The organism is Pseudoalteromonas luteoviolacea H33-S (genome assembly GCF_001625695.1).
Classification (GTDB): Bacteria; Pseudomonadota; Gammaproteobacteria; order Enterobacterales; family Alteromonadaceae; genus Pseudoalteromonas; species Pseudoalteromonas luteoviolacea_B.
This window is the reverse complement of record NZ_AUXY01000067.1, coordinates 1-15,793: the sequence shown is the minus strand read 5'-3', so window position 1 is coordinate 15,793 and position 15,793 is coordinate 1. Positions and strand designations below refer to the sequence as shown.

General features: G+C 40.4%; 13 protein-coding genes. 5 read left to right on the top strand and 8 right to left on the bottom strand.

Annotation, left to right across the window (positions count from 1 at the left end; genetic code table 11):
• Window positions 1–8: 8 nt before the first annotated feature.
• Window positions 9–995 carry a rhodanese-related sulfurtransferase gene (locus tag N477_RS09665; RefSeq protein ID WP_063363522.1) on the bottom strand — a complete coding sequence of 329 codons (987 nt, stop codon included), beginning with the start codon at window positions 993–995 and terminating at the stop codon, window positions 9–11.
• 265 nt (window positions 996–1,260) lie between these two features.
• Between N477_RS09665 and N477_RS09660 the strand changes: the two genes are divergently transcribed.
• Entirely contained in the window at window positions 1,261–2,589 is a 1,329-nt protein-coding gene (locus tag N477_RS09660; protein WP_046357871.1) for a DEAD/DEAH box helicase, read from the top strand.
• 3 nt (window positions 2,590–2,592) lie between these two features.
• Entirely contained in the window at window positions 2,593–3,420 is an 828-nt protein-coding gene (locus N477_RS09655; RefSeq protein ID WP_063363521.1) for a S1 RNA-binding domain-containing protein, read from the top strand.
• A gap of 25 nt (window positions 3,421–3,445) precedes the next feature.
• Here the strand turns inward: N477_RS09655 and N477_RS09650 are convergent, their stop codons facing one another.
• From N477_RS09650 to N477_RS09630, 6 genes are all read right to left on the bottom strand, one after another.
• Window positions 3,446–3,901 carry a hypothetical protein gene (locus N477_RS09650; protein WP_063363520.1) on the bottom strand — a complete coding sequence of 152 codons (456 nt, stop codon included), beginning with the start codon at window positions 3,899–3,901 and terminating at the stop codon, window positions 3,446–3,448.
• A 219-nt stretch (window positions 3,902–4,120) separates the two neighbouring features.
• A complete protein-coding gene (locus N477_RS09645; protein ID WP_063363519.1) occupies window positions 4,121–5,218 on the bottom strand; it encodes a serine hydrolase domain-containing protein in 1,098 nt (365 codons plus the stop codon).
• Window positions 5,219–5,394: 176 nt separating this feature from the next.
• Window positions 5,395–5,571, bottom strand: coding sequence for a DUF6435 family protein (locus tag N477_RS26000; RefSeq protein ID WP_152614486.1), 177 nt, complete (start codon window positions 5,569–5,571; stop codon window positions 5,395–5,397).
• A gap of 94 nt (window positions 5,572–5,665) precedes the next feature.
• Window positions 5,666–6,022, bottom strand: a complete 357-nt coding sequence (locus tag N477_RS09640) for a VOC family protein (protein ID WP_063363518.1) — start codon at window positions 6,020–6,022, stop codon at window positions 5,666–5,668.
• Window positions 6,023–6,237: 215 nt separating this feature from the next.
• Window positions 6,238–6,621: a GFA family protein gene (locus N477_RS09635; RefSeq protein WP_063363517.1), complete on the bottom strand. Its 384-nt coding sequence runs from the start codon at window positions 6,619–6,621 to the stop codon at window positions 6,238–6,240.
• 189 nt (window positions 6,622–6,810) lie between these two features.
• Complete coding sequence (locus tag N477_RS09630) at window positions 6,811–8,481, bottom strand: methyl-accepting chemotaxis protein (protein ID WP_063363516.1); 1,671 nt, start codon at window positions 8,479–8,481, stop codon at window positions 6,811–6,813.
• 927 nt (window positions 8,482–9,408) lie between these two features.
• Between N477_RS09630 and N477_RS09625 the strand changes: the two genes are divergently transcribed.
• The 3 genes from N477_RS09625 (at window position 9,409) to N477_RS09615 (ending at window position 14,570) form a co-directional block, all read left to right on the top strand.
• Window positions 9,409–12,567, top strand: a complete 3,159-nt coding sequence (locus N477_RS09625) for a M43 family zinc metalloprotease (protein WP_063363515.1) — start codon at window positions 9,409–9,411, stop codon at window positions 12,565–12,567.
• Window positions 12,568–12,700: 133 nt separating this feature from the next.
• Window positions 12,701–13,702 (top strand): sensor domain-containing diguanylate cyclase, encoded by a 1,002-nt coding sequence (locus N477_RS09620; protein WP_063363514.1) that lies wholly within the window; start codon window positions 12,701–12,703, stop codon window positions 13,700–13,702.
• A gap of 181 nt (window positions 13,703–13,883) precedes the next feature.
• Window positions 13,884–14,570 carry a hypothetical protein gene (locus N477_RS09615; RefSeq protein WP_063363513.1) on the top strand — a complete coding sequence of 229 codons (687 nt, stop codon included), beginning with the start codon at window positions 13,884–13,886 and terminating at the stop codon, window positions 14,568–14,570.
• Window positions 14,571–14,637: 67 nt separating this feature from the next.
• Here the strand turns inward: N477_RS09615 and N477_RS09610 are convergent, their stop codons facing one another.
• A complete protein-coding gene (locus N477_RS09610; RefSeq protein WP_063363512.1) occupies window positions 14,638–14,832 on the bottom strand; it encodes a hypothetical protein in 195 nt (64 codons plus the stop codon).
• Window positions 14,833–15,793: the final 961 nt, after the last annotated feature.

Sequence of the window (15,793 nt, the reverse complement as noted above, 5' to 3'; positions counted from 1 at the left end):
AGAGCAAATTAAGCTGATTGCTTACGCTGCGCTTCTTTTTGCGCTTGCTTTTGCTCTTTACGTTGACGCAGTGCTTCTTGCGCTTCGTGACCAATATGGCCTTCACCACGCTCTTTTGCCAGTTCCATTTGCTTTTGGCGCTCTGCAAAGCGAGCTTTTTGCTCTTCACTCACATTGTCGAAGCAGTGGTGGCATGATACCCCTTCCATGTACTGCTCTAATTGCATTTCTTCTTCAGTGATAGGCATGCGACATGCGTGACATTGCTCATAAGAGCCTTTGTTTAGGTCATGGTCAACCGCGACGCGATTATCAAATACGAAACACTCACCTTCCCACATTGTCTCTTCTTTTGGCACGTCTTCTAAATACTTAAGAATACCGCCTTCTAGGTGATAAACCTCTTCAAAACCCTGCTCTTTCATGTAAGCAGTTGATTTTTCGCAGCGAATACCACCAGTGCAGAACATAGCTACTTTTTTGTTTTTCTTAGGGTCTAGGTTTTTTTCAGCCCATTCAGGGAATTCGCGGAAAGTTTTCGTTTTTGGGTCAACCGCGTTTTTGAACGTGCCAATTTCAATTTCATAATCGTTACGTGTATCAACAAGTACCACTTCAGGGTCTGAAATAAGCGCATTCCAATCTTCAGGCTTAACATAAGTACCTACCACTTTTTTCGGGTCGATACCGTGTACACCCATGGTCACGATCTCTTTTTTCAATTTCACTTTAGTGCGGTAGAACGGACATGTTTCGTCGTAAGACTCTTTGTAAACGATGTTGTCTAAACCTGGTTGTTTGTCTAGCCATGCTAGCAATGCATCAATGCCTTCACGCTGCGCTGCAACGGTACCGTTAATACCTTCTTCTGCTAGAAGTAGCGTACCACGCACTTCATTTTCTTCCATTACTTGCAATAAAGGTTGGCGGATCTGCTCAAAATTAGGCAGTGAAACGAACTTATACATTGCACAAACAACATAAGGTTTAGTCATAATAATTCTCTTTTATAAGCTTTAAAACAACCTACACTTAAACACGACGCGTAGGCACAAACCGAATCGTAAATCCGGCGCTGAGGCGTGTATTTTACGGATTTATGAAACAAATGCAAAACACGCAGAATCAAGTGCTGAGTTTTTGTTCCAAGTGATTAAAACAAAAGCAAAAACAGTTTTAACCTTATATTTATATAGTGCCTTTGTCTGGCACTTTGCTATAATGGCGCGTTTTTTAGAATAATGACTGGAGAAAGTAACTTTGAGATTTTCCGAACTCGGCCTTGACCTACGCTTTGAGAAGCAATTACAACATCAAGGAATTAATGAGCCAACAGAGATCCAAGCTCATGCTATCCCTACCGCACTTGCAGGCCACGATGTTTTTGCCCAGTCAAAAACCGGTTCAGGAAAGACCTTGGCGTTTTTATTACCTGCTGTTCAGCGTGTAATGAAACAAAAAGCGCTGAGTAAGCGCGACCCACGTGTACTCATTGTTGCCCCTACCCGAGAGCTTGCGAACCAAGTATTTTCACAGTGCCGTCTATTAATTGCAGGTACGGCAATGACAGCCACTAAGGTACTCGGTGGTGAGAACTTTAATGATCAGGTTAAAGCGCTACGTAAAAACCCGCACTTTGTGATTGGCACACCGGGTCGTATTACTGACCACCTAGAGCAGCAATCTCTGCGCTTGTCTGGCCTTGAGCTGCTTATTTTTGATGAAGCAGACCGAATGCTTGATTTGGGCTTTGACAAGCAGCTTAATGCGATTAACAGCCAAGCTGACCACCGCCTGCGTCAAACTATGTTGTTCTCAGCGACCCTAGAGCACGCGCAAGTTGAGATCACTGCCAAAGCACTATTAAAGTCTCCAAAAAAGATTTTATTAAGTGGCAGTAACGAAAAACACGGCGACATTCAACAAGCGCTGTATTTCGCAGACCACCTTGATCACAAAGAAGCGTTACTTAAACACTTTGTTCAACAAGACGAAGTTGGCCAGTGCATCATCTTTACCGCGACTCGCCAAGACACAACGCGTTTAAGTGAGCTGTTAAATGAGATGGACATCAAGGCAATTGGCCTTGCTGGTGATTTAGCACAAAACAAGCGCCTAGATATCATGGATGCATTCAGCCGTGGTATTTATAAAGTGTTAGTGACTACCGATGTTGCTTCACGTGGTCTTGACTTGTTAAACGTCACGCACGTGATCAACTTTGACTTGCCAAAGCAAGCTGAAGAATACGTTCACCGTATCGGTCGTACAGGACGTGCTGGATTCAAAGGCACTGCGGCGTCACTGGTTGGTCCAAAAGATTGGAAGAGCTACAAGGCGATTGCTCAGTACTTAAAAGAAGAACTGACTTTCCACACTGTAGAAGGCTTAGAAGGTAAATTTAAAGGCTTTAAAGAAAAGCCGAAAAAGCCTGCTTATAAAGGTAAGAAGCCGCAAAAAGCGAACAAGCCAGAACAAAAACGCAAGTTTACTAAAAAGCCAAAAGCGCCGAAAAAACCAATTGCAGCACCATTTGATGTGGATGGTCATGCACCACTTCGCAGAAAACCAAAGCCAACTGAGGAATAAACCATGCTAGGAACTAAGCAATTTTTAATGATTGAAGAGATCTGTGCAGAAGGCGCATACCTCGACGGCAAAGAACTGGGTGATGTATTTTTGCCTTTGGATGAAAAGCCTGAATATTTAGAGGAAGGCGACAACATCGAAGTCTTTATTTATTCAGATAACCAAGGTCATGCCTGTGCAACTACCAAAGATCCCATTGCACAAGTGGGTGAATTTGCCTTACTTCGTGTGAAGCAAATCAACAAGGTTGGTGCATTTATGGACTTAGGCATTGCAAAAGATGTACTTGCACCTTACAACGAGCAAAAGCCAAAAATGCGTGAAGGCTATAGCTACCTTGTAAAGCTCTACTTGGACAATGCCAGCAAGCGTTTATGTGCTTCAAGTAACCTCAATAAGTTTGTTAATAAAACACCTGCAAATTACGAGAAAAACCAAGAAGTCGACTTAATCGTGGCTGCTAAAACAGATCTTGGCTACAAAGTGGTTATTAATGAAACGCACTTTGGCATGGTGTTCTTTAATACGGTATTTAAGCGTATGTACATCGGCCAGCGCATGAAAGGCTTTATTAAGCAAGTACGCGAAGGCGACAAAATCGACGTATTACTTGAAAAACCGGGGATCGAGAAGATTTCAGGCCTTGGTGAGCAAATCCTTGCCAAGCTAGAAGAAAACAACGGCTTTTTACCTTTAGGTGACAAGTCAGACCCTCAGCTTATCAAGCAAGCTTTTTCAACCAGTAAAGCTAACTTTAAAAAAGCCATTGGTGGCTTATTTAAGCAGGGCAAGATTGATATAGAAGCGAACTCTATTTCACTTCGAAAATAGTCTTTTGGGTGACTTGAACCTTGCTTTAAGTCACCTCTCCTATCTCGTTTATTACTTTAATAAAATCATAATGTTGTATTGATATCCGTGTTTGGTAATAGTACTGCGTTGGTTTAACACCCGGTAAGCAATAAAGATTAACTTTTGCTCTATACGCCTCGCCAACAACTTCTACTTGTTTATTCAAAAAGAACACCTCAGGACTTTGTCGATGCAGTTTAGTAAGCTGTTTTATTTCCTCTAAATCCAGTACGATTGCAACACTGCGCCTATCACGATAATCATCTTCAGTATTTAAAAATACAACACTTCCTCGCCTTGCGGCAGACTTAACTTTAAAACGATAAACGCCATAAATAGAGTGTGGTGCGGCTGCTTCTGTTTTGGCTATCAAGTCCATTGTTTTAGGTGCATCGTAGACATTGCTTGGCATGCAAGACTCTAGAAATAAAATTAAAAAACTAGGTAGAGCTCCTTTCATTATTTTCCCTCATGCTTTTATATATCAAGAAAATATCTTAAAGGTATATTGTTGAATAATTATTTTGGTTTGAAAACAATGAGCGTTGTATGCTGTGAGTAATAAGGAAGCTGTTTTACGAACTATATCGGTGTCCCCCACCTAAAGACCTATGCTATTTCACTCGTATTAAACGGCCTGATAGTTGTAATCAGACCGCACCACTCATAATGCTGGTAATTACAATGCAAACCCTTCGATATATTCTGCTGCTATTTTATCGGCAAAATGAATGGGTAAAGCACCAGCAAGGTTTGTTAGCACAACCACAGAAACATTATCTTCTGGGTAATACACCATGGTTACCGCGTTACCGCCGCTGGCACTGACCGCAGGGTGATTTTCTCTGTCTATCACTTGCCAACCAATAGCATAACCATTTTGCAGCTTATCAAAGCCTCTGATGGTGCCATCATTAAGCACCACCGGCGCCCAAAGCCCGTCCAAGTTTTTAGTCAGTTTTTTGTTTGTAAGCGCAATCAGGTAATTGGCCAATTCTGTCGCAGTTGAATTCATACCTGCTGCGGTTCTCATCATGTATGAAAACTGACCCTGAATATTAATAAAGCGCTTGTTTTGACCATCATAAACGTACTGCTGCGCCTGATCCTTAATCACTGGCGTCATATATTCAAAACCAGCGTCGGCGGTTAAATTCATCTTGGCGCGTTTTAACTGATGCTCTGTTATAAACTCAATAAAGCTACCATCAACGTATTTATCAATGATTTTACCGACAATCACATAGCCCGTTTGGTTATAAGAAAATTGGCTATTCACTTCAGACGCCATAGGTAATGTTTGCACTTTATCCCAAGACGCCTTTGGATTGCCTCTCACAATTAAGTCAATGTTATGTCCGCTTAAAATCCTTGGTAAGCCAGAGGTGTGGGCCATCAGGTGTTTAATTTTAATCTTTTTCCACGCTTTGGGTAAATCAGGTAAATGTTTGCCAATTTCATCGTCAATTGACAATATGCCTTGCTCTTCCAATTGCATTAAGGCAACCCCTGTGAAGGATTTCGTCATTGAATTTATCGAAAAAATAGAGCTGTTTTTAACCGGTACGTCATGTTGTAAGTTAGCCACACCATAGCTTTGGGCTTTTACTATTTTACTGTTTTTCACCACTGCAAGTTGCAACCCAGGAATATTGCGTTTTTCCATGGTGTCTTTAATGAGGTCGTCTACGGAGTTAGCGTGTGCAGCCAATGTCGTGCCAGCAATTATTGTGTAGAGTGCGGCAAATCTGGCCGATTTGAAAACCGATGTCATCATCCGTATGTTGTCCTTGTTTTTAATACATATTCACAAGGAGGATACAATAAATAACATCTTACAGTAAGTGAAGTGCGCCTATTTATTCCATAAATAAGAATAAAATAGTGAAAACGACCATACCCTTAATTTAGAATGGCCGTTTTTTGTGCGATATTAATCTTAACAACTTCAAGCTAATTGCTTTTATTTTGCAATGTCTCAATCTCTTTCCAAATAGCCTCAGCTTCAGCTGTTAACATGGCATAGCCCTTAATGTCTCCATTTCTTTGCGCATGCATACCTTGCTCAAGCTTTTTGTCGTAAATCTTTCTGAGTTTTTTTACTGGGTCAGGTTTTAAAAATCCAAACATACCTTTATCTCGTGTTAGTCTTTTCTCACTAAACGAATTGAGTAACGGTATGGATCAGTTGTGCTTTTTAATTCACTAAGATATTTAAATCAAACTACTGCGTTTCTGACCAGACAGCGAATTCATTACCGCTTGGCTCTACAAAGTGAAAGCGACAGCCGCCCGGAAATTCAAAGATAGGTTTTACAACTTCACCGCCATTTTCAACTACCTTTGCCTGTGTTGCCTTAATATCACGACTGTAAAATACCAATAGCGCGCCACCGCTTGTAACTTGACTCGATAGATCTGCCTTGTAAAAACCGCCATCTAGCCCTTGGTTTGAAAAGGCAGTGTATTCGGGGCCATAATCGACGAATTCCCAACCAAAAACCTGAGTAAAGAAAACTTTTGACGCTTGCAAATCATTTGCAGCAAACTCCACATAATTGAGTTTTTCATGTTGATTCATGATTGATTCTTCCCAAATTTAACTAATTTTTTTAGTGATAATTACGACAAGCTTGTGTCATTAGTTACCCGTGCCCGGCCTTTTTTCTTTTGGGAGTTGATCTCCACCACTGCCACCAGATACACGCTTTAACAGAACACCACATGTGATCACTTTAATTGTATTTTTTATCATTTCGCGCTCCTTAACTATTAATACAACAGTTTGTGACGTTATCAAACCTCAGCGTTAACATGCCACCACTTCGGCTTTTTTGATACATAAGAATGTGAGGTTGGCCTAAGTGCGACTCTATTGGGCGAATCAAAAGTGCCAAGCACTAATGCAATCACTGGGTCGTCATCTATAGCCCCTAATGTGCTACCACACACGTCGCAAAAGCTACGTGATGAATAGTCTGAAGAGCGCCAAGTTTTCGGAATTCCCCCCGGCCCAACCCAATTAACGTCTTTTTTATCAAATTCAACCCATACTTGAGTTAATGAACCGCTATGACGCTGACACATTTTACACGAGCAAGTATGTGGGTTACGCGCTTCACCTGTTGCGACAAATCGAATGTTTCCGCACAAGCACCCGCCGTTATACTCTCTAGCCACAAAATGATTCCTTATTGTTGTGTAGATGAATAATACAAGTGCAATAAAAGCATATACTTACATCAATTTCAAAAAGTTGCTATGAGCTACGAGCAAAGAAAAGCTTGAAAGGAGTTGAAGAGATTAATGAAGTTAAGCGATGGCCCAGCCAATACTAGGCAATCGCTTTTTAAGATTAGTTGAAGTGAGTTAACTCAGCTTAAACCCACCCACGGCCTCACGCAGACGCTGCGCACTTAACATAGTTTGATCGGCAATTTCTCCATTTTCTACTGCGGTATCAAAATTTAATCTTGTACCTTCCGACATTTGCGTCAAATTGCTGCTGATATCATCTGTTACTTTACTTTGCTCTTCTGTCGCCGTCGCTGTCTGTATTGCCATATCAGAGACACGCTGTGATGCTGAAGCAATTTTCCCAAGAGACGCTAAAGTTTGATTTGAACACGTCACCGTTGAGTGCGTTGTTTCATTCCCTTGTTCAATAGAGGTTACAGCTTGCTCTACACCGCTTTGTAAGTTTGCGATCATTTGCTGAATATTCTCTGTCGATTGCTGTGTTTTGCTTGCTAGGGTTCTTACTTCATCTGCGACCACCGCAAACCCCTTACCCTGCTCTCCTGCTCGAGCTGCTTCAATGGCGGCATTGAGCGCCAGTAAATTGGTTTGCTCTGCAATTCCGCGGATCACATCCAGCACAGAAGTAATGTTCGTTGAATCTTCAGATACTTTTGAGATAGTACCTGCTGCATGCTCAATAATTTCCGACAGTTGGTTTATTTCTGTTACGGTATTATTGGTAATGTTAGCGCCTTCTTCTGTTAGCCTATTTACACCGGCTAAATCTTCCGCTGTGGAGCTGGCATTTTCAGCTACTTCTCTGATTGCATACGACATTTCATTCACCGCCGTTACAATGACTTCAATTGACTGTAGTTGATCCGAGCAGGTGTCATGAATGTGCTTAGCGCCTTTTTCAAGTGACTCTACGCCCTGTGCAACGGTCATGGATTCATCTACAATGGTGCGAATAAGTTCAGACAAGCCTGATATAAATTTATCAAACTCATTGGCAACATCACCAATTTCATCTTGCCTTGTAGAGTTTATACGTTTAGTAAGGTCACCATCGCCTTTGCTCATTTCTCTCAGCTGAGCTACTAAATCATTCAGTGCAATGGTCATTCGCTTCGGTGCAACCAAGCCAATGGCAACAATTAAGGCAATGACCAATGCGCTGAAGACTAAAATCACAGTCAAAGTACTTTGTACTTCAGCTATGGATTGTGTGCTGACACGCTCACTTATAGTATCTGCCTTTTCACCTGCTGCATTAAAGTAATCTCTCAGTGCATCAAAGCTTCTTGTTGCTGCCCCTTCGCTTTGTCTGATTGCCGCCGTTTTATTCCCTTGCTTCATCAAATCAAACACTTTTTGAGATTCAACAAGCCAAGTCTGATATTGCCTATCAAAACCAGAAAGCGGAGACAATGTACTCGGATAATCGCGCATCAGTTCACGGTATTTATTCATTCGTTCCAATGCTTGTTTGGCATTTTCTTTATAGTCTCTATAAATAATGGCGTAGTTTTGCGATAGGTTGTCGCTGTACAACACGTGTTGTTCCGCAGAGTGGGCTTGATATAAGTCTCTGTCTGCATTGATAACCGCAGAAATAGCAGGATTAAATTTATTACCTACTTCATTAAGGCTTTTTTCTGTTTTAGATATAAGAAAAAAGTTAATCGAAACCACTGCTATAAAGAACACAGAGATTGCGATAAATAGCGCCGAATATTTTACACGTATCGAGCGAAGAAATGCCGGCTTTTCTTCTTTGTAACGAGGATTTGTTGTCATTGATCTATTACTACTCTATTCAAATCAAATTTGATATCACTAGGTAGAGTCTGAGCACCTTGATAGACAGCACAACGCACATTGTGAAGTGTCAATTACAGTGAACTTTTTCTACAAAAAGTAATCAAAATCCTGTTCAATTTTTCAATCGTTCCTAGAAAGGCGGCGAATATTAATACGACTTACCTAAAATGGGTAGTAATATTTAATTCTAAATTTGTTTTTTTGAAGGTGGGATAAAGTAAAAACTCTAATGTAAGTTTTTTATTTATGTTTTATGTTTACTATCTTGATTTACATGTAGCTTATGATATTTAAGTGTAATTCACTGAAGATCTATTCAATTCATAACACGCAGTATTGAAAGCTAAAACTCCGCAGTGAATAGTTGAATGGGGTTAAGGCAATTAATCAATCCGCGTAATGAGTGTTAGTGACCGTTCCAATACATACTGACTTTCCATAGGGTAACCTGGAACTACGCCATGCTCATTCCAAGTTGTGGACTTATTCAAACTCATAATAATCCACTGGAGCTTGTATCGACCACCAAGCACTTAACGAACGTATTTCTTCAGTTGTCATACACACACTCCTACCACAATCAAAAAAGTAACCCATAAAACGATCTTAACCTTATATATTTCATCATCATTTTACTCATTCAACTTCAGATATGTCTCAAACCTTGAGAAACAAAATAAAATATATTGTATACAATTTATTTTCATTGATGTAAGTTAAAAAACGTTTATTACAAGGTGATACTTGTTTTTGAAATAAACAAACACTTTAAGTTACTAATAACTATAAATTTTAAATCACACTCAAGAGGTAAGGCAGCTATGCCATTTGTTAACTAAGGTGCAAGTTAAACAATAAACTCTCCCTTTCATTAACAATAAAAATAGATTACAGGAGAACAACATGTCTTTAACCAAAACAGCCTGTTCATGGCCTAAACAATCGCTAAAACTCAATTGCATCACCGCAGCACTGCTTTGTGCATCGGTTAATTCCTATGCTGGAGAAAGTATACAAAACCAACCATTACAAACTAGCGTGGCTGAATTAAGCACGCATAAACACGAGGGACAAATCTGCGGTACTGACCATAACAGCCAAAGCTGGTCTGCAATTCAAAAAGAAAACGCCCGACAAGCAAAGATAAGTTCAAGCTTCTCATCACACATCATGAATACCCTTGCAGCCCAAGATGATTTAGCTGCAAAAAATGGCACTGGTGTACCAGGAAGGTATTATATTCCCGTCGTAGTACATATTTACGGGGGTAGGTATAACTGTGAGTCAGGGAATTATTGTCTGACAGAGCAAAAAGTCATCGATGGACTGAATAAATCTAATCAAGACTTTTTAGGGCTTATTACAGATGATGGCCCTATCTCCCCTGAATTCCAAGCAATCCGCAAAAACCTAAACATTGAATTTGTTTTAGCCAAAATCGACCCAAATGGACAACCAACAACAGGGATCGTACGCTACCCAGAAAAAGCTGGGTATGGCAAAGGCAGCGGGGTTGATGAGCAAATCGCCGCTGATGCTTGGGACAATTTCAAGTATATGAATATTTATGTTCAACAAGACTTGTATGATGATGGTAAAACCAATAATTCAGGCGTTGCTTGGTACCCGCAACTGAGCATGTCACAAAATGGACTTTCACGCGTTGTCTATAATGGCGATTACATTGGTGCGAATACCAATGAGAACTTTCGTTCTGTATTAACCCATGAATTTGGCCATTGGTTAAATTTACCTCACACGTTTGATGGTGGGTGTACGATCCATTCAGAAGCGTTTTGTAACGCCACTGGTGACGGTGCCTGTGATACGCCACAAATGAGTAGCAGCATATTGCAAGAGAATGCCAAAAACTGCTTAGGGCAAGCCACCAATACTGAAAACTTCATGCACTACTCCGATAACTACGCCATGTTCACTAAAGATCAGGTCGATCGTATGACTGCAGCCCTCCACGGCCCTGCCCGCGCGACACTTTGGTCAAACGCCAATCTCATTGCCACTGGCTTAGGCGAATATACCAGTGACGCTGACCACCCTTGGGATGGTACATCAGGTGCAGTCGTACCGCCCAAAGGCGAAGTGCTTCAATCATTTACTAACCTATCCGGTGCAAAAGGAGAAGTTGATAACTTCGAGATTCAAATCCCAGAGGGAACGCAAGCCGTCGCATTTTATCTTGACGGATACGATGAAGATCCGGATATGTATGTTTCAAAAGGCAAAGCCCCTACCAAAACAGGGGATAATTGGGATGCCGATTTCATTTCCTTTAGAAGTGCAGGATCTCCAGAATTAGTAACTTTGTCAGCGCCATCGAGTGTCGAGCGCTATCATGCAGCCATTGATGCTTATAGCGCTTATTCTAATGCGACACTCAGCGTCATATCAGGAAGTGACAACACGCTTTGCGCTGGTTGCGAACGCGTTTTTCTCGCCGAAGTAAAAGACTTACAGTCTGCAAAAGGCGCTGATCCTAAAACCTACCAATACGAGATCCCAGCTGATGCGCTGCGTACAGTAGCGGTAATGACAGGTGGGTATCAAGGCGACCCTGATTTATACGCCAGCATGAACGCAATACCCACTAAAGAGACATTTGATTGCGGGCCATTCAGTGCCCCGAGGCTAAGTGAATACTGCGAATTATCCGCAGGCGGTGGCACACTCAACCTTTTGATTGACCCATTTTTAGAATACAGTGATGCAACACTCCTTGTTTACTATGAAAGAGCTATCGATTCTGAGCTGCCAGTCGCACAAGCAAATGGCCCCTACTCTGGTTTGATTGACAGTCCAATCAGTTTTAGCAGCGCAGGCTCATTTGATACAAATGGCAGCATTACAGCTTATTTGTGGGAATTTGGCGATGGTAATACATCAACAGAGGCCAATCCATCACACTCTTATAGCCGAGCTGACACTTTTTCGGTGAAGTTAACCGTCACTGACAACGATGGAAACACCGCCTCAGATACTGCAACAAGTCAAGTCAAAGCGCAAAACTTTGCACCTGTTGCCGTTGCAAACGGCCCTTATCGTGGTGAAGCCGGACAGCCAATTCAATTTAGTAGTAATAACTCGGCTGATCCAGATGGCAACATTGTCAGTTACCTGTGGCAATTTGGTGATGGTCAATCCAGTAGTTCAGCAAATCCTACCCACAACTATACAGAGGCTGGAGACTACACCGCTACCTTAACCGTCACCGACAATGATGGTCTAAACCATAGCGCTCAAGCGAGTGTCAGTGTTAATACCATGAGCTACTGTCAAGCATCAGGTAATACAAAATATGAATGGATAGCCAATGTGCAATCAGGTGCATTCAGTAATCCGTCACAAGCAAACGGTTACAGTGATTTTACCTCAAAAGTGATTGAGCTAACCGAAGGCGATAATCAACTTACCTTAACCCCAGGTGGTAACTACACAGAGCATTGGGTTGCGTGGATAGACTTTAATAACGATGGTCAATTTGAACAGTCAGAGCAAGTACTGAATAATCTGTCTGGCAAAGGCCCTGTCACTGGTACTCTCGCTATCCGGAATGGTAGTGTAGGCAAATCTGCGCGTATGCGTATCGCAATGAAATACAATGGTGAAGCTGTCTCGGCCTGCGGCGATATTGGCGATGGTGAGGTTGAAGACTATACAGTAACAATCAAACCAAACGATGCAATACAATCTGTGCCCAATGCCTGCGCAGCCCAATCACCGATTTCTGGCGGTCGGTTAGAAGCTGGAAAAGCCGCATGCCTTGGTGATAATGGCACACTTTGGCTGAGCATTGGCGGCGTTGACTCAGCAAATCACATCGCCATCACCACTGCACATGGCAAAAACAACTTACATATCTTGTACAAAAATGGCGGCTGGCCAAGTGATGGGGATAAAGATGCAGAGTCTAACTCTGGTACCACTTCTGAGTGTATCACCGTCCCTGCTGGCAATCAGTATTGGTCATATTTAAAAGTTTCTGGTGATGCAAAAGACACCAGCATCATTGTCGACTTTGATAGCGAGCAATGTAGGCAGCCATAGGCTAACTATTTCAACCTTTACACCAAAAGCATCGACTTTTTAAGTTGATGCTTTTTATCTCCTACCAACTTAGTTGATTTTGGTACTTGAACTATACTCTAAGCCTGTGACCAACCACCTTTAGCCGATGTGTATGTCTTCTTCACCCAGTCATGACACAATTTGTCTACCGATAACATTTATAAACGAGTTGTCGCAGTCGAATGATTTGCATGAGACATTAACTTTAATTTCAAATTGGCTTCCGCAAATTATTGGGTCAGATAGAGCGAGCGTGTGCTTGAATAATGGCTCAGACGAAACATTAGAAGTGTTCGCATTGTTTGGCAACAACGCCATTGAGGCAAATACCATCCTGCCCATCAGTAGCACTATGGTTGGCCGAGTTTATTCCAATAAGCAATTGGAAATAAACAATAACCTTGCACAAAGTAAAGACCTTGATTGCCAAATCTTACACAAGGGCGGCCTTGGGTCCTGTGTTGATGCCCCATTGCAGCACTCAGGCACATGCTTTGGCACACTGAATTTAGGTAGTTTAGAGCCAGACACTTATAAGCCGGAAGATGGTGCCCAATTAGAATGCATTGCTAATTGGTTGGCCAATTACATTCATGCGCAAATGGAGATCACCGAACACAAAAAACGTGCAGAAACAGATCCACTCACTAAAGCAAACAACCGGCACTGCCTAAATACGGTCGGCAATGAACTGCTAAAACTCTGGGAAACAGAAAAACAACCGTTTTCTATGATCATGATAGATATCGACCATTTTAAGCAGTTTAATGATAATTATGGTCATCATGTTGGCGACCAAGTACTGGTTACTTTTAGCCAAGTGATTAATCAAGTGATCCGCAAGTCAGAGCACTTTATGCGGATAGGCGGAGATGAATTTGTTATTTTGTTGGAAGGAAACGTCGACCTTGCAACTAAACTGGCTGAACGTATCAGAATAGCAATCAAAGATATGGCGCTCAAACATGACGAAGACAGCCTTATCATAACAGTTAGCTGTGGTGTAACCTCAGTGCAAAACCAAGACAGCTCTTTAGAGTGCCTTTACAATCGAGCTGATAAAGCCCTGTATCAATCAAAGAAAAATGGCCGAAATCAAACCACTGCGATTTGAGTAAGGTTGTAAGTATAGCTTTGTGAAATCCAGCTTACCTAAAAGCATTAAGCCCTTGTAAACTGGCCAGTTCATTTTTGAGTGGTTTCGTAAATACTCGCGCAAGGTAAGAAATGAGTAACGACAAAAAATGTTATAAGTGTGTATAATATCTAAAAAGGAATGACAAACAGCTGTTATTATGGCGCTCAAAGAATATATTAATATGGTAAAAACTCTGATCTTAATATTTATTTTTATTCCTTTAAGTATACATGCAAAAAGCACCCAATTAACTGAAACCGACAAAGCAAAATTGCTTGAGGCATACTTCAACTCTTTTCAAAAGCCATATATTATTGATGGCGCTAAGTTCCAATCACTAAGAGCAACTCAGTGGCTAAGCCAAGTTCGCGCTTTATTTGAGCCGATAAAGTCCTCTTATAATATTTGTAGGTCAAGAGCTGTAGGTGCCACCTTTTCAGGAACATCCCCTTCAGATATTACTTATATCGAGCCCGTTGTAAACAGTGAGTATATTGGTGAATTAGTGTGGTTAGAAAGTGGCAAAAATTGCTCACAAAAGAAATGGAGTGACGTGCCATTTTTATCTTCTCCAATCGTTGACCCTACATTATATAAAATATTATCCAATATATACTCACTATTAGATGCAGCGACCAAAAGTAATGTTGAAACCAATTTGAAAAAAGAGGAAATTCTCAGCTTTAAGAAACAGAAAATAATATCAATTGGTGTGGAGCGAGACAAAACTGATTATTATTACAAGTTCGATGTCGGAAACGACATATGCGCTCACCTAACAATTTATACATTAATAAATGAAGACTCTTTCGAAGTAAAAAGTGTTTATATGGTAATGTGTTAATTATTCAGTTTTCAATTAGATTGGTAATATGAGCTGAAGAACACAAACTCCTCAGCTCCCCAAGTCATTAGTGCTCGCAGCCTTGTGTGCATCCAATTCCTGTTGGTACAACTGTACCGCAACAACCACCAAAACTATATGTGAAGCATACAATAACATGTGACATAGCACCACCACCTACATCAGCTGTTTGCTCTTGTGGTATGACTTTTTTATCCGCAGATAGTGTTTTTATCTTTTTTTTGTTCAACTTGATATTCATAACAATTTCCTTTTTTACATATTTTAATTAATAAACGGCCCTAGATTTCAAAAATCAAACCAAGCCTAATTCATCACTTCAAAAAACTTATTAAAATTAGTTAATAATTTCCAACCACATAATGTAAATTATTTTAAATTCTATAAAATTAAATAAACCCCAAAAAAAACACCTTAAACCTTCAATGCATTAGTTTTCAATGAGTAAAATACAACTATTATAAAGGGCAGTATTTTGTGCAATTAGCTTCAGTGGGAGACTGTGGCACAATCACGAGTGTAATTAATACATATACTAAATAGTGATATTGTACCACCCCCGCCTATACCATTAGTTTGTTCTTGAGGTATGACTTTTTTATCCGCAGATAGCGTTTTTATTTTCTTTTTGTTTAGTTTGATATTCATAACGATGACCATATTTATTACAACCATTTAAATTAAAAACACATTTACACAGCAAAAAAATTATATCAACACATTTTTAAACCACATCAAAAATAACTGTCCAATAGACTCCGTGATTAATTCTTAAAAGCGAATAAATAAGTGTTAGAAAACACAAAAACCATACGAGAATTTAGAATAATTAAACAAAACCCTCTGATAATTAAAGTTATTTTTTTAATTTAAAGTTATAAACCAGATTTTCTCACCATTCTAAAATAAAGTTTATTTAACTTAAAAAAACAGTCAATTTTCTAACTTAAAACCTAAAATTCTTTTATAATTTAAACTAAAATCGGTTAAAAGAAGATGTCAGGTATCAATACATGGGGTTAGAAATACGGCCTTGTTTCCTAAATATTTGAACTTCTGACCTTTTGCGTGATCAGATCAAACAACAATAACGCAACTCAAGCCACCATGACAAAGAAAATTAAGAACTGGTCTGACTATAACCGAGCGTTGATACAGCGTGGCAATATTGCTATTTGGCTCAGCGACGACGCTATTCAACA

Coding starts and splice junctions, on each gene's coding strand:
- N477_RS09620 (WP_063363514.1), top strand. CDS start 12,701: ATGTCTTCTTCACCCAGTCATGACACAATTTGTCTACCGATAACATTT.
- N477_RS09615 (WP_063363513.1), top strand. CDS start 13,884: ATGGCGCTCAAAGAATATATTAATATGGTAAAAACTCTGATCTTAATA.
- N477_RS26000 (WP_152614486.1), bottom strand. CDS start 5,571: ATGTTTGGATTTTTAAAACCTGACCCAGTAAAAAAACTCAGAAAGATT.
- N477_RS09650 (WP_063363520.1), bottom strand. CDS start 3,901: ATGAAAGGAGCTCTACCTAGTTTTTTAATTTTATTTCTAGAGTCTTGC.
- N477_RS09610 (WP_063363512.1), bottom strand. CDS start 14,832: ATGAATATCAAGTTGAACAAAAAAAAGATAAAAACACTATCTGCGGAT.
- N477_RS09655 (WP_063363521.1), top strand. CDS start 2,593: ATGCTAGGAACTAAGCAATTTTTAATGATTGAAGAGATCTGTGCAGAA.
- N477_RS09665 (WP_063363522.1), bottom strand. CDS start 995: ATGACTAAACCTTATGTTGTTTGTGCAATGTATAAGTTCGTTTCACTG.
- N477_RS09625 (WP_063363515.1), top strand. CDS start 9,409: ATGTCTTTAACCAAAACAGCCTGTTCATGGCCTAAACAATCGCTAAAA.
- N477_RS09645 (WP_063363519.1), bottom strand. CDS start 5,218: ATGATGACATCGGTTTTCAAATCGGCCAGATTTGCCGCACTCTACACA.
- N477_RS09630 (WP_063363516.1), bottom strand. CDS start 8,481: ATGACAACAAATCCTCGTTACAAAGAAGAAAAGCCGGCATTTCTTCGC.
- N477_RS09640 (WP_063363518.1), bottom strand. CDS start 6,022: ATGAATCAACATGAAAAACTCAATTATGTGGAGTTTGCTGCAAATGAT.